The sequence below is a fragment of the Amycolatopsis sp. 505 genome, from assembly GCF_031625235.1.
In the GTDB taxonomy this organism is placed as follows: domain Bacteria; phylum Actinomycetota; class Actinomycetes; order Mycobacteriales; family Pseudonocardiaceae; genus Amycolatopsis.
Map to the genome: position 1 here is coordinate 803,959 of NZ_JACKQP010000002.1, position 14,090 is coordinate 818,048.

Here is a 14,090-nt window from a genome sequence, read left to right on the forward strand (position 1 = left end):
CGTTGAAACCGGGGGTCCCCCAAGCGGCCGGGGCTGTCAGCAGCGCCCGGAGACCCAGGCGGCAAGGCCCTCGGCGGGGCTCGGCGGCAGGCCCGGTGGCCCGAAAATCGGTCGCCTTTGCCCGGGCCTCGGCTTACCGTCGGAAATCGTGCTTTCCGCCACGTACCCCCTTCCGCCGCTGCGGCTGCCCGTGCGGCCGACCGCGAGCCGGTTCCTGCTTGCCGTCTTCCGGGCTCGGCTCGGGACGGTGGTGGGCGCCGCCGCGATCGGGGTCGTCTGGGCGCTTCCCGGTGCGCTGCTGCCGCTGGTCGTCGGCCAAGGCATCGGCGCCATCGGTGCGCACGATGGCGCCGCCGTCGCGCGGTGGGCGCTGGCCGCCGCCGCGCTCGGGGTCGTGCAGACGATCTTCGGGACCTGGATGCACTTCCTCAACTACGGCCTGTGGCTGCACGGCGCCGGCTCGACCCAGCGGCTCGTCTCGGCGCACACCACGCGCGTCGGCGCGGGCCTGCGCGAGCAGACCACCACCGGCAACCTCGTCGCCGTCTCCACGACGGACATCAACCACATCGGCAACACCGTCGAGATGACCGGTCGCGCGTTCGGCTCGCTGCTGGCCTTCGTCGTGGTCGCGGTGTGGCTGATCTCGACGTCGCCGCTGCTCGGCGTGGTCGCGCTGGTCGGGGTGCCGGTTGCCGTGCTCGGCATCGGGCCGTTGCTCGCCCCGCTGCAGAAGCGCAAGGCGAAGCAGCGCGAGCAGCGCGGGGACGTCAACGCGCTCGGCGCGGACATCGTGTCCGGCCTGCGGATCCTGCGCGGCATCGGCGGCGAGCGGCGGTTCTTCGCCCGCTTCCGCGAGACGAGCCAGCAGGTGCGGCGGGCCGGTGTCGAGGTCGGCAAGGCCGAGGCGTGGCTGGCCGCGGCCGAGATCGCGCTGCCCGGCCTGGTCACCGTGGTGATCACCTGGCTCGGCGCGCGGCTGGCCGTGGCCGGCTCGATCGACGTCGGGCAGCTGGTCGCGTTCTACGGCGTCTCGGCCTTCCTGATCTGGCCGGTCAACGCCGCGACGGAGGCCGTCGGCTCGATCACCTCGGGCCTGGTCGCGTCGCGGAAGGTGGTGGCGCTGCTGGCGATCCGCCCGAAGCTGGCCGATCCGGAGACACCGGTGCCGCTGCCCGGCGGCCCGCTGGAGCTGGTGGACACCGAGTCCGGGGTGCGGGTCGCGCCCGGCCGCCTGACGGTCGTCGACTTCGGGGCCGGCGGCGAAGCGGTGGCCGACAGGCTGGCCCGGTTCGCCGATCCGGCCGAGGGCGAGGAGGTGCTGGTCGGCGGGGTCCGGGCGGACCACGTCGCGCTCGCGGAGCTGCGCCGCCGGATCGTCTACGCGCACAACCAGGACATCTGGTTCTCGGGCGTGCTGCGCGAACAGCTGGCGCCGGCGCGATCGGGCGGTGTCAGCGTCACCGAGGCGCTGTACGCGGCCGATGCCGAGGACATCGTCGAGGCGCTGCCCGACGGCGTCGACGAGGTGATCGGCGAGCGCGGCCGCGAGGTGTCCGGCGGCCAGCGGCAGCGGCTGAACCTGGCCCGCGCGCTGGCCACCGACGCCGACGTCCTGGTGCTCGACGAGCCGACGTCGGCGGTGGACGCGCACACGGAGGCGCGTATCACCGAGCGCGTCGCCGAGCTGCGGCGCGGCCGGACGACGGTGGTGTTCAGTCAAAGTCCTCTGTGGACACATGTGGCGGACGAAGTCTTCACCGCGAAGGGGGTGACGGTGTGAAGCGGCTTCCCACGGCGGCCCGGCGGGACGTCCGCCGCTGGACCGTGCACACGGCGATGCTCCACAAACGCGAATTCGGCCTGCTGCTGGGCTCGCTCGCCGTGGCCACGCTGATCGGCCTGGCCGGGCCGCAGCTGCTCGGCTCGCTGGTCGACGACGTCGCGGCCGGCACCACGACCGGGCACGTCGACGTGCTGGCGGTGGCGTTCGTCGGCATCCTGCTGCTGCAGGCGGTGGCGCGGAAGATCGCCCGCATGCGCGGCGCGGTGTTCGGCGAGCTGGTGCTGGCCGAGACGCGCGAGGAGTTCGTCGGGACGGCGTTGCAGCTGCCGCTCGGCACGGTCGAGGCGGCCGGCACGGGTGACCTGCTCAGCCGGGCCACCACCGACCTCGGCCGGATCGACCACGCGGCGCGGTTCGCGGCGCCGGAGATCCTGGTCGCGGCGGTGACCGTGGTGTTCACCATCGTCGCGATGGTCGTGACGTCGCCGCTGCTGTCGCTGGGCCTGCTGGTCGCGCTGCCGCTGCTGGTGCCGGTGAACGTCTGGTACCAGCGGCGGATCCCGTCGGTCATGCAGTGGATGCTCGACCGATGGGCCGACCTGACCACCAGCGTCCACGAGACCGCCGAGGGCGCGCGCACGACCGAGGCGCTCGGGCTGACCGAGCGCCGGATCGGCGCCGCGCACGACGCGCTGGACCAGAGCATCTACGGCGAACGCCGGATGCGGGCGCTGCAGCTGCGGTGGCTGCCGTCGCTGGAGATCAGCTACGTGCTGCCGCTGGCGGTCATGCTGCTGCTCGGCCTGCTCGCGTACGCGCAGGGCTGGGCCGGGCTCGGCGAGATCACCACGATGCTGCTGTACGTGCAGGGCATGGCGGCGCCGCTGAACGAGGCCCTGTTCTGGCTGGAGGACCTGCAGGTCGCGGCGGCCGCGGCGCGCCGGATCCTCGGCGTCCGGACGGTCGCGGTCGAGGACGCGGAGAAGATCACCGAGGTGCCGCGCGGGCGCGACATCGACGTCCACGACGTGCGGTTCAGCTACACCGCCGACCGCGAGGTGCTGCACGGCATCGACCTGCGGGTCCCGCGCGGTGAGCGGCTGGCGATCGTCGGGCCGTCGGGCGCGGGCAAGTCGACGCTCGGCCGGCTGCTGGCCGGCATCGCGGCGCCGTCGGCGGGCTCGGTGCGCATCGGCGGCCAGGACGTCTCGGCGCTGGCCGACGACGTGCTGCGCGGCGAGGTGCTGCTGCTGACCCAGGAGCACCACGTGTTCTCCGGGACGCTGCGGCAGAACCTGGCCCTGCCGGCCCGCCGCGCGGGTGGCGACTGGACGGACGAGGAGCTGACGGCGGCGCTGGCGTCGGCGGGAGCGTCGGACTGGGTCGCGACGCTGCCGTCCGGGCTGGACACGAAGCTGGGCCCGGGCGAGCACCCGGTGCCGGCGGCGATCGCGCAGCAGCTGGCGCTGGCCCGGGTGGTGCTGGCGGACCCGCACACGCTGGTGCTCGACGAGGCGACGTCGCTGCTGGACACGGGCTCGGCCCGCGACCTGGAGAGGTCGCTGAACAGCGTGCTGGCGGGCCGGACGGTGATCGCGATCGCCCACCGCCTGCACACGGCCGCGGCGGCCGACCGCGTCGCGGTGGTCGAAGGCGGCCGGATCACGGAGCTGGGCCCGCACGAGGAGCTGCTCTCAGCGGGCGGCTCGTACGCCCGCCTGGTGGCGGCGGCGAGCTGAGCCGGGCCCGGTTCGGTCGGCTCGTCGCCGCCCGGCCGGGCCGGGCGGTCAAAGCGGGGCGCGCACCGACGGCGCCACTCGGTGGCGCGACGGGGTCCGCTCCGGGCTCGGTTCGGTCTGCGAAGAACACGGCCGACTGAGCCCGGGGCCGCCAAAGCCGGGCGCACCCGGCCGGCGCGGGCTCGGCGGCTCGGCGGCGGCTCGGCGGCGCGGCAGCCGGCAGCGGCTCGGCGGCGGCTCGGCGGCGGCGGCTCGGCGGCGCGGCAGCGGCTCGGCGGCGAGCCCGGCGGGGCGACTTCGGGCCCGACCACCGGTCCCACAGCCTGGCCGCGGCCGCCATTTGGTCCGGAATGTCCGGAGCGAGCGACGTGTTGCTCCTCGTGGATGACCAGCTACCTGGGGAGTGACATGTCGTCGTTCGTGATGAGCGCCGCGGAGCGGGAAGAGTTCCTGAGCGGGGTGCACGTGGGCGTGCTCGCAGTGGAGCGCGCCGGCCGGGCGCCGCTGGCCGTGCCGGTCTGGTACGACTACCAACCCGGCGGTGAGCTGCTGATCTGGATGGAACGCGACACCGTCAAGGACCGCTCGATCCGCGCGGCAGGCCGGCTGAGCCTGGTGGCCCAGGACGAGAACCCGCCGTACCGGTACGTCACGGCCGAGGGACCGGTGGTGGCCAACGACGAGCCGCCGACCCGCGAGCAGGCCCTCCGGATCGCGAAGCGGTACTGGCCCGAAGACCAGGCCACGGCCTACGTCGATTCGGCGCTCGGAGAGCGGTCGATCCTCGTCCGGGTGCGCCCGGAGAAGTGGCTCTCGAACGACCAGAGCAAGAGCTGAACGAGGTCCGGGGCTGTGGACAACTCACGTCCGCAGCCCCGGAACTGTCGGTGTCCCCCGGTAGCATGGTTACCGGGGGCCGAGGGCCGCCCTCAGGCCTTCACCAGCGCGTCCACCGCGCTGAAGAACATCCCCAGCCCGTCGTCCGAAGGCCCCGTCAGCGCGTCGATCGCGTGCTCCGGATGCGGCATCAGCCCGACGACCCGGCCGTTCTCGCTGCGGATCCCGGCGATGTCGTTGCGCGACCCGTTCGGGTTCCCGCCGACGTACCGGAACACCACGCGGCCCTCGCCCTCCAGCTCGTCCAAAGTGGACTGCTCGGCCACGTAGCAGCCGTCGATGTTCTTCATCGGGATGAGGATCTCGGCGCCTTCGTCGTAGCGCGTGGTCCACGCCGTGGACGTGTTCTCCACCCGCAGCCACTGGTCGCGGCAGATGAAGTGCAGGCCCTGGTTGCGGATCATCGCGCCGGGCAGCAGGCCGGCCTCGCAGAGGATCTGGAACCCGTTGCAGATGCCGAGCACCGGCATGCCCGCGCGCGCCGCCTCGATCACCGGCGTCATGACCGGCGCGAACCGGGCGATCACGCCCGCGCGCAGGTAGTCGCCGTAGGAGAAGCCGCCCGGGACGACGACGGCGTCGACGTCACGCAGGTCTTCGTCGGCGTGCCACAGCGGCACCGCCTCGCCGCCGGCGTAGCGGACCGCGCGGGCCGCGTCGCCGTCGTCCAGCGTGCCCGGGAAGGTGATGACGCCGATGCGCGCGCTCACGCGTCCACCCGGGTGATCGTCCACTGCTCGATGACCGGGTTCGCGAGGAAGCCTTCGGCGATCTTCTCCAGCGTCGCGTCGTCGACCGTGTCGTCGACCTCGATCTCGAAGTGCTTGCCCTGGCGGATCTCGGTGATCCCGGTGAACCCCAGGCGGCCGGCGGCGCCGAGCGCGGCCTGTCCCTGCGGGTCGAGGATTTCGGGCTTCGGCATGACGTCGACGACGACTCGGGCCACGGCAGGCCGCTCCTTATTTCTGCAGGTCGTGGGTACCTCGTCAGCATAGTTCACCCGCTGGCCCACCCTGCGGGGCCCGTCGGGAAACCTAGACTGGCCCACGGCGCCGGGCTGCGCCATGATGAGTCGTTGACATCTCGCCAACAGGAGGCACCGTGGCCGTCCAGGAGTCCTACGACTACGTCATCGTCGGTGCCGGCAGCGCGGGGTGCGTCCTCGCCAACCGCCTGACCGAGGACCCGTCCGCCCAGGTCCTGCTGCTCGAAGCGGGCGCGGAGGACACCGCGGACGAAATCCACATCCCGGCCGCGTTCCCGTCGCTGTTCAAGACCAAGTGGGACTGGAACTACGAGACCGTCGAACAGAAGCACACGGGCAAGTCGGCGTACTGGCCGCGCGGCAAGATGCTCGGCGGCTGCTCGTCGATCAACGCGATGATCTACATCCGCGGCAACCGCGCCGACTACGACGGCTGGCGTGATTCCCACGGCGCTTCGGGGTGGGGCTGGGACGACGTCCTGCCGTACTTCAAGCGCGCCGAGGGCAACCAGCGGCTCGGCGGGCCACTGCACGGGACGGACGGCCCGCTGCACGTCGAAGACCGCCGGTTCACCCACGAGCTGTCGAACGCCTGGGTCGACTCGGCCGTCGCATGGGGACTCAAGCGCACCGACGACTTCAACGGCGAGAGCCAGGAGGGCGCCGGCGTCTACCAGGTGACGTGCAAGAAGGGCCGCCGCTGGTCCACGGCGGACGCCTACCTGCGCCCGGCGCTTTCGCGGCCGAACCTGACGGTGAAGACGTGCGCGCCGGCCACCCGCGTCGTCTTCGAGGGCACCCGCGCGGTCGGTGTGTCCTATCTGGACAACGGCGTCGAGGAGACCGCGCGCGCTTCGACTGAGGTCATTCTTTCGGGTGGTGCGATCAATTCGCCGCAACTACTCATGGTGTCGGGGGTGGGTCCGGCCGAGCACCTGCGCGAGCACGGCATCGACGTCGTCGCCGCGCTGCCGGGCGTCGGCGAGAACCTGCACGACCACCCGGCGTGCGGAATCATCTGGTCCACTCGGGACACCTCCGATCTGGTCGAGGCGGCCACGGTTTTCGGCCTGGCCCGGTACCAGCTGACGCGGCGCGGCCCGTTGACGTCGAACATCGGTGAAGCGGGCGCGTTCTACCCGACCACGGACGGCCTGCCGGCACCGGACATGCAGATCCACGTGGCGCCGACGTTGTTCTACGACAACGGGATGCGCGAGCCGACGGTGTCGGGATTCACCTCGGCGGCGACCTTGGTGGACGTCACCAGCCGGGGGCGGCTGCGGTTGAAGTCCGCGAATCCGCTGTGGAAGCCGGAAATCGATCCGGCTTATTACGCCGATTCGCGCGATATGGAGACGATGATCGCGGGATTGCGGTCATTGATCGAGATCGGGCAGGTCGGGCCGTTGCGACGGTTCTTGGACAAGCCGTTCCTGCCGGTGCGGCACGATTTGAGCGATTCCGAGCTGGCCGAGCACATCCGGGAGAACACGCAGACGCTTTATCACCCGGTCGGGACTTGCTCGATCGGGTCGGTGGTTGACCCGGAGTTGCGGGTGCAGGGGGTGGAGGGGTTGCGGGTGGTGGACGCGTCCGTGATGCCGGTGGTGCCGCGGGGGAACACCAATGCGCCGACGATCATGGTGGCGGAGAAGGCCGCCGACCTGATCCGGGGACGGTCGATCTAGCGGGCGCGGCCCTCGGCCCCCGGTATCCAGTTTACCGGGGGGCACCGACAGTTTTGGTGCTGCTCCAGGGTTGTGGACCCGGTCGGTCCACAACCCCGGGCGGGTCAGCGCTTGCCGTGGAGGATGGTCACCAGCTTGGCGACCAGCGCGTCCGTCGATTCCTTGCGGCTGAACGACGTCAGCGTCAGCGGGGCCGTGAACCGCTGGCGGGCGATCGCCTTCGTGCGGGCGAACTCGCGCAGCCCCTCCGGTCCGTGGATGCGGCCGAAGCCCGAATCGCCGACCCCACCGAACGGCAACGACGCGATCCCGGCGAACGACAACGGCGCGTTGATCGCCGTCATGCCCGTGCGCAGCTTCTCCGCCAGCTCCACGCCCCGGGACTTCGAGAACACCGTCGACCCCAAGCCGTACTTCGTGCTGTTCGCGCGCTCGACCGCTTCGTCCATGTCGCGGACCTTGGCGATCGTCACCGTCGGGCCGAACGTCTCCTCCGTCACCGCCTCGGAGTCCTCCGGGACGTCGACCAGGACCGTCGGCTGGGCGTAGCGGTCGCCCACCGCTTCCTCGCCTCCGAGCACCGCCTTGCCTCCGCGGGCCAGGGCGTCCTGGATGTGCCTCTTGATCACGCCCAGCTGGGAGGGCATCGTCACCGGGCCGTACTGGGCCGCCTCGTCCGAGCCCGCCCGCACGTCCTTCGACTTCTCGACCACTTTGGCCACGAACTCGTCGTGGACCTTCTCGTGGACATACACGCGCTCGACGCCGATGCACGTCTGGCCCGAGTTCGAGAACGCGCCCCACACCGTGGCGTCCGCCGCGGCGTCCAGGTCCGCGTCCGCGTCGACCAGCACCGGGTCCTTGCCGCCCGCCTCGATGACCACCGGCGTCAAGGTCTCGGCCGCCGCCGCCATGATGCGCTTGCCCGTGGCCGTCGAGCCGGTGAACGCGATCTTGTCGACGCCCGCGCCGACCAGGGCCGCGCCCGTCTCGCCGAAGCCCGTGATGAGCTGCAGGACCGGCTGCTCCGGGACGATCTCGGCGAACGCGTCGACCAGCCACTTGCCGACGCCCGGCGTGTACTCGCTCGGCTTGAACACCACCGCGTTGCCCGCCGCCAGCGCGTACGCGACCGAGCCGAGCGGAGTGAACACCGGGTAGTTCCACGGGCCGATCACGCCGACCACACCCAGCGGCTGGTACTCGACCGTCGCCGCCTGGTTGGACATCAGCAGCCCCGCGGACCGCTTCTGCTTGCCGAGCACCTTCTTCGCGTGCTTGCCCGCCCACGCGATGTGCTCGATGGCCAGGACGCTCTCCAGCTGCGCGTCGGCGATCGGCTTGCCGGTCTCGTCGCGGACCACCTGGCACAGCTGCGGCAGCCGGCGCGTCAGCACGCCCTTCCAGGCCTTCAGCCGCTCGGCGCGCCCGGCGAAACCGAGGCCCGCCCACCACTCCGCCGCGACGCGCGCCCGCTCGACGGCCGCCTTGACGTCCTCCGCGGTGTGGATCGGGTAGGTTCCGACCACCTCGTCGGTCGCCGGGCTGAGCGAGTCGAAGGTCTCGCCGACCGTCGTCGGCTTCGGCTGGACGGCAGTCATCGGCGTCTCCCGTGGGTCGAGGGTCAGCCCAGGTTACGACCTTACTGACATCGTGCCAATAGCTCGTGCGGGCTTCGCCACCAGCATTGCACCGGCGACCGCCGCGGCAAAGACACCGAACAACGGCGGCAGCCACAGCGGCAGCACGCCGACGGCCAGCGAACCGAGCCCGAAGCCGCACGACTGCACGGTGAAGCTCAAGGAGAACCCGGCGGACCTGCGGTTTCTCGGCAGCAGGCGCTGGAGGTTGACCGAGGTCGTGGCGACCAGCGGACCACCGCAGGCGCCGATCACCGCCAGGGACGCGAGCAAGCCCGCCCAGCCGAGATCCGCGGCGAGCACGATCCCGCCGACGACGAACCCGCCGAGGAACAGCCGCGGGTCGCCGGTCTTGCCCCGCCACGCGTAGACCGCGCCACCGACGAGGCTCGCCCCGGTCAGCACAGCGATCACCAGCGGCGCAGCCGCGTCGGGTGCGCCGACGCGTTGGACCAGCGGCAGGGGCGCGACCTCGATCGTCGACGTCAGCAGCCCGACGGTGAAGGCGCAGCAAAGCCACGGCAGGTAGGCGACCGGCGGCGCGGACGGGAGATCCTCCACGGATTCCACCCGATCGTGGGAGCCGGCGCGACGCGGAACGAGCAGGGCAGCGGCCACGCAAGAGGCGGCCATCGCGGCCAACGGCACGAGCGGGCCGGCCAGGTCGAGCAGCGTGACCAGCACCGGGCCGCCGACGAGCACACCTTCGAGGATCATCCCGTCGACGGAGATCGCCCGGGGAAGCAGCCCGTCGTCGACCGTCTCCGCGAGCAGTGTCCGGAACCCGCCCGACAACGCTCCGCCCGTGATGCCGGGCAGCACGACGAAGACCAGCAACACGGTACCCGGAGCGCCGTTCGCGGCGGCCACGGTCAGGACGACGAACCCCGCCGCGGTCAGGAGCAGCAACACCGGCAGCCCGCGCCCCGGGCCGACGCGGTCGAGCAGCCGCCCGACCGGGACCGCGCAGACCATTTCCGCGGCGACGTAGACCGCCATCAGGACGCCGCCCAGCCGGTACGACCCGGTCGTGGCGGTGGTCAGCACGGTGAACGCAAGCGGCGCCATGAACGCCGGGAGCCGGGCGAACTGGACGCCCGCCGACCAGCGCCAGTACGCGCGATGGGTGAACAACGACATGGCGTCACGCTCTCGTGGCGCGCTCCCGCGGCATACTGATTCGGGTGAGAGCGAATCAGCCGTGATCGAACTGGCCCTGACCGCGTCCGGGAGCCAGCGCGTCCGCTTCGCGATCTCGCCCTTGGAGGAGGTGCTGGGCGCGGTCCAGACGCTGCTCGGCATCCGGCGGCACCCCGCGCCCCTGCCGTGGCTGTCCGACGTCCCCGACGTGCCCGAACTGATGGCGGTGCTGAGCGCGCGGCACTACATCACCGAGTTCCTGAGCCCGCCGCCCGACGGCCCCGAGACGACCGCCGAAGCGCAGCTCGAGGTGGTCCGTGCGACGCCGCCGGAGCAGGTGGCGCTGGAGCTGGGCATGGTCGACGCGGATCTGTCCGGGCTGCCGGCCGACCCGGCGGCCGCGCGCGACCTGCTCGCCGGTCAGCTGGCGACGGTCTGGCAGGCGGTGCTGGCGCCGCAGTGGCCACGCCTGCGCGAGCTGCTCGCGGCGGACATCGCGCACCGGACGCGCCGGCTGGGCTCGGGCGGCGTCGCGGCGATGCTGGCGGAGCTCCACCCGCGCGTCCGCATGTCCGGCACCTCGGTGCTGGTCGACGTCCGCGCCCGGGAACGGCTGTCGATCGACTCGCGCGGGCTGCTGCTGATCCCGGCGGTGTTCGCGTGGCCGAACGTCGGCGTGGTGACGGTGCCGCCGTGGCAGATTTCGCTGCTGTACCCGGCTCGGGGCGTGGCTTCGCTGTGGAGTTCTTCCGTCACGCCGCCGGAACCGCTGGCGGAGGTGCTCGGCCGGACCCGCGCGTTGTTGCTGACGACGCTCGACCGCCCGGCGGCGACGACCGAACTGGCCCGGCGCCACGGCCTGGCGCCCGCGACGGTGTCGGCGCACTTGACGGCGTTGCGCGGAGCGGGGTTGCTGGCTTCGGAGCGGCGCGGGCACCGGGTGCTGTACCGGCGGACCGAGCTGGGTGACGCGTTGCTCACCGGGAAGCTCTGAACGGGACTAGGCTGGAAAACGACCACCCGTGAAGGAGAACCAACGATGCGTATCGTCCATTTCGGACACGCCTGTCTGTTGCTGGAGACCGGTTCCGAGCGGATCCTGCTCGATCCCGGCGTCTTCTCCACCGGCTTCGAGGGTGAGCGGGAGCTGTCCGCCGTGCTGGTCACCCACCAGCACTTCGACCACCTCGACGTCGACCGGCTGCCGAAGATCCTCGAAGCCAACCCGGGCGCGAAGCTGATCGTCGACCCCGGGTCCGCTCCCGAAGTCGAGAAGCTCGGCCTGGAGTTCGACATCGCCAACGTCGGGGACGCTTTCGCCGTCGGGGACACCTCGATCAAGGCCGTCGGCGGGGAGCACGCCGTCATCCACTCCGACATCCCCGTCATCCCGAACATCGGGTACGTCTTCGACGACGGCGCCTTCTTCCACCCCGGCGACTCGTTCTTCGTGCCGGAGCAGAAGATCGACGTCCTGGGACTGCCCACCGGCGCTCCGTGGCTGAAGGCCGGGGAAGCCGTCGACTACCTGCGGGCCGTCGCGCCGCGGGTGGCCGTGCCGATCCACGAAGCCGTGCTCGCCAACCCGGCCATGCACTACGGCCTGTTCGGCAACCTCGCGCCCGAAGGCACCGAGGTCAAGGTGCTGGAACGGGCCGAGCCGGCGAAGTTCTAGCCACCCACGCCTCGACGCCGCCGAGGAACCGGTCCACGCCGAAGCCCAGTTCCGCCGGCCGCCCGCTCGGTTCGTGCGCCGGGCCGCCGGCGGCTTCGGCCCCGTGGACCGCCGTCACCGGCCGGACCGGTCAGCTGCAGGCTGATCTGGGCCGTGCCGCGAGCAGGGGCCGCAGCAGGCGGTCGAGCCAGGCGAGCTGGTTGGGGCCGACCGGCGTGTGGTCGAGCGGCACGCACAGGATCCACGGCCGAGCCTGGGAACCGGCCCACAGCGCGGCCAGCATCGGCGTCCGGCTCAGCCCGCTGGTGCTGCTCCTGTTGACCGGCTGGCTGCTCGAACGCCGGCGACCGCGTCAGGCCGCGACCGCGCGCAGCGAACCGTAGGTCGCCCCGAAGGCGCGGTTCTCGAGAGCGACGTCGACCGCGTCGAGCAGCGCCTGGCGGAGGCCGGGGCGGGTCAGGTCCGATGCTTCTGCCCCCAGCCGGACCAGCCCGCCCCGGCGGGCCGAACGCGCCGCCGCCAGCACCAGGGCGAAGCAGCGCACCGTCTCGGTGCGGTGCGACTGGCTCGTGAATTCCTGGACCCGCGCGCGGCGCACCTCACCGGTGACGAGGTCGCGCACCGCGCCGAGGTCGGCGCACAGCCGGAAACCGTGCTCGGCCAGGGCCTGCAGCGTGCCCTGGGACGCGATCCAGCGAGGCGGTGCGAAGCCGTCCACCGCCAGCCCGGCGTTGTCCAGCGCGGCCTTCGCGGCGATCAGCCGCAGGCGGGCCTCGTGCGCCGGCAGCGTCGCGAACTCCGCCCGCTTGCCCAGGTACACCGTGCGGTGCGTGGGCGTGACGGTGTGGTCGTAGCCGTGCAGCAGCACGGAATCACCGCCGCGGGCGCGGGTGCGCACCCACTCCGTCACCGGGCCTTCGCCGGTGCGGGCGGCGTACAGCAGCGAGAGCGGCACCTTGCGGCGATCGAGCTCGGCCGCGAGGTCGGCGCACCGGTGCAGCGTGCGCGGGGTGATTCCCGACAGCGAAACCAGCAAGCGAGCTTCCACGACCACCATTGGCGCGCACGCGTCTGAAACTCCCGTGAACTGCGCAGAACGGGCGGGCGACCGTTGCCGGAAGCCTCAAATGCCTTCACGCAGGCGCTGCACGGCCACCGCGATCCGGCCGCGCAGATCGGGGTCGGCGACCTGGCCGTCGGCGACGTCCGCCCGCGAGACCGGGATCCGCGCGCACGCTTCTTCGACGATCTTCGCGCCCGCGTACGTCAGGACTTTGCGCAGCGAATCGTGCGCGTCCCGGCCGCCGGTGGGCGCCGCGATCGAGGACGCGTTGATCCACGCCACCGGCTTGCCGTACATCTCGCCGCCGCCGACCGTCCAGTCGAGGAGGTTCTTGAACGAGCCCGGCAGGCCGCCCGCGTACTCCGGCGTGCAGATCAGGACGGCGTCGGCTTCCTTGAGCGCCGCGCGCAGCGAGGCGACCTCGGGGTGCAGGGGATCGCGGTCGTCATCGGGGTTGAAGTGCGGCAGATCGGCGAGGCCGGTGTACGTCTTGCTCGCGGTGAGGGTCGCGACGGTCCCCAGCACCGCCGCATTGCCCGAGCCGGCTCGCAGGCTGCCGCAGATCAGCAGGATCACGAGGCCAGTCTGCCAGCGAAAGCCCGGTGATGCGCCGGTACGCCTCGAGGTACCGGTCGCGCGTGGCCGTCACCACTTCGGGCGGCAACGGCGGCAACGGGGACACGCAGTCCCAGCCGGACGCCGGGTCGACCAGCCAGTCGCGCACGTGCTGCTTGTCGAACGACGGCTGCGGGACGCCCGGCTGGTGACCGTCGGCGAGCCAGTAGCGCGCCGAATCCGGCGTCAGCAGCTCGTCCGCGAGCACCAGACCGCCGTCCGAGCCGATGCCGAATTCGAACTTCGTGTCGGCCAGGAGCAGGCCCTGCTCCGCCGCACGCGCGGCGCCCCGGCGGTACAGCTCGAGGGAGGCCTCCCGGACCTCCTCGGCGAGCGCACGGCCGAGCACCGACACGCACGTGTCGAAGTCGATGTTCTCGTCCTTCTCCCCGCGCCGCGCCTTGGTGGACGGCGTGAAGATCGGCTCGGGCAGCCGCGCCGACTCGGCCAGGCCGGACGGCAGCGCCAGCCCGCACACCTCCCCGGACCGGCGGTAGTCGGCGTACCCGCGGCCGGTGAGGTAGCCGCGGACGACCGCCTCCACGGGCAGCATCTCGAGCCGCTCGACCAGCAGCGCGCGGCCGCGGACGAACTCGGGGATCAGCGGCCCGTCGCAGGTCACGAGGTGGTTCGGGAGGACGTCGGCGAGCTCGCGGAACCAGAACACGCTCATCGCGGTGAGCACGCGGCCCTTGCCGGGGACCGAGGTGGGGAAGACTTGCTCGAAGGCGGAAATGCGGTCGGAGGCGACGATCAGCAGGTGGTCGTCGCCCGCTTCGTACAGGTCGCGGACCTTGCCGGAGGCGAGCCTCCGGCGTGTGGGGAGGGGTGTCACGCACCGAACCCTAACGGGCACCCT

Annotated in this window: 13 protein-coding genes; 6 read left to right on the forward strand and 7 right to left on the reverse strand. The window is 72.1% G+C overall.

Going from position 1 to position 14,090, the window contains the following annotated elements; genetic code table 11:
* The first annotated feature begins 148 nt into the window (after positions 1-148).
* The 3 genes from H5965_RS10875 (at position 149) to H5965_RS10885 (ending at position 4,362) form a co-directional block, all read left to right on the forward strand.
* Positions 149-1,783 (forward strand): ABC transporter ATP-binding protein, encoded by a 1,635-nt coding sequence (locus H5965_RS10875; RefSeq protein ID WP_310969475.1) that lies wholly within the window; start codon positions 149-151, stop codon positions 1,781-1,783.
* A complete protein-coding gene (locus H5965_RS10880; RefSeq protein WP_310969476.1) occupies positions 1,780-3,525 on the forward strand; it encodes an ABC transporter ATP-binding protein in 1,746 nt (581 codons plus the stop codon). Before H5965_RS10875 ends, H5965_RS10880 begins: the two co-directional genes overlap by 4 nt.
* Before the next feature lie 408 nt (positions 3,526-3,933).
* The gene (locus tag H5965_RS10885) at positions 3,934-4,362 is read left to right on the forward strand and encodes a pyridoxamine 5'-phosphate oxidase family protein (protein ID WP_310969691.1); all 429 of its coding nucleotides are present in this window, start codon (positions 3,934-3,936) and stop codon (positions 4,360-4,362) included.
* Between the two features lie 92 nt (positions 4,363-4,454).
* Here the strand turns inward: H5965_RS10885 and purQ are convergent, their stop codons facing one another.
* Positions 4,455-5,132 carry a phosphoribosylformylglycinamidine synthase subunit PurQ gene (gene purQ, locus H5965_RS10890; protein WP_191315274.1) on the reverse strand — a complete coding sequence of 226 codons (678 nt, stop codon included), beginning with the start codon at positions 5,130-5,132 and terminating at the stop codon, positions 4,455-4,457.
* Positions 5,129-5,368: a phosphoribosylformylglycinamidine synthase subunit PurS gene (purS, locus tag H5965_RS10895; protein WP_013230759.1), complete on the reverse strand. Its 240-nt coding sequence runs from the start codon at positions 5,366-5,368 to the stop codon at positions 5,129-5,131. Before purS ends, purQ begins: the two co-directional genes overlap by 4 nt.
* Before the next feature lie 155 nt (positions 5,369-5,523).
* On the opposite strand from purS, the gene H5965_RS10900 reads away from it, so the two are divergent.
* Positions 5,524-7,098 (forward strand): GMC family oxidoreductase N-terminal domain-containing protein, encoded by a 1,575-nt coding sequence (locus tag H5965_RS10900; RefSeq protein ID WP_310969477.1) that lies wholly within the window; start codon positions 5,524-5,526, stop codon positions 7,096-7,098.
* Between the two features lie 104 nt (positions 7,099-7,202).
* Here the strand turns inward: H5965_RS10900 and H5965_RS10905 are convergent, their stop codons facing one another.
* Positions 7,203-8,699 carry an aldehyde dehydrogenase family protein gene (locus tag H5965_RS10905; protein ID WP_310969478.1) on the reverse strand — a complete coding sequence of 499 codons (1,497 nt, stop codon included), beginning with the start codon at positions 8,697-8,699 and terminating at the stop codon, positions 7,203-7,205.
* 33 nt (positions 8,700-8,732) lie between these two features.
* Positions 8,733-9,878, reverse strand: a complete 1,146-nt coding sequence (locus tag H5965_RS10910) for an MFS transporter (protein ID WP_310969479.1) — start codon at positions 9,876-9,878, stop codon at positions 8,733-8,735.
* A 61-nt stretch (positions 9,879-9,939) separates the two neighbouring features.
* Between H5965_RS10910 and H5965_RS10915 the strand changes: the two genes are divergently transcribed.
* A complete protein-coding gene (locus H5965_RS10915; protein ID WP_310969480.1) occupies positions 9,940-10,872 on the forward strand; it encodes a DUF5937 family protein in 933 nt (310 codons plus the stop codon).
* A gap of 45 nt (positions 10,873-10,917) precedes the next feature.
* A complete protein-coding gene (locus tag H5965_RS10920) occupies positions 10,918-11,553 on the forward strand; it encodes an MBL fold metallo-hydrolase (protein WP_310969481.1) in 636 nt (211 codons plus the stop codon).
* A gap of 352 nt (positions 11,554-11,905) precedes the next feature.
* Here H5965_RS10920 and H5965_RS10925 read toward each other — a convergent pair whose 3' ends face one another.
* The 3 genes from H5965_RS10925 to H5965_RS10935 all read right to left on the reverse strand — a co-directional run bounded on the left by H5965_RS10925 (position 11,906) and on the right by H5965_RS10935 (position 14,066).
* Positions 11,906-12,610, reverse strand: coding sequence for a DUF2334 domain-containing protein (locus H5965_RS10925; RefSeq protein ID WP_310969482.1), 705 nt, complete (start codon positions 12,608-12,610; stop codon positions 11,906-11,908).
* 66 nt (positions 12,611-12,676) lie between these two features.
* Positions 12,677-13,141, reverse strand: coding sequence for an NAD(P)H-dependent oxidoreductase (locus H5965_RS10930; protein WP_310969483.1), 465 nt, complete (start codon positions 13,139-13,141; stop codon positions 12,677-12,679).
* Positions 13,062-14,066 carry a phosphoribosylaminoimidazolesuccinocarboxamide synthase gene (locus H5965_RS10935; RefSeq protein ID WP_310969485.1) on the reverse strand — a complete coding sequence of 335 codons (1,005 nt, stop codon included), beginning with the start codon at positions 14,064-14,066 and terminating at the stop codon, positions 13,062-13,064. Before H5965_RS10935 ends, H5965_RS10930 begins: the two co-directional genes overlap by 80 nt.
* Positions 14,067-14,090 lie beyond the last annotated feature (24 nt).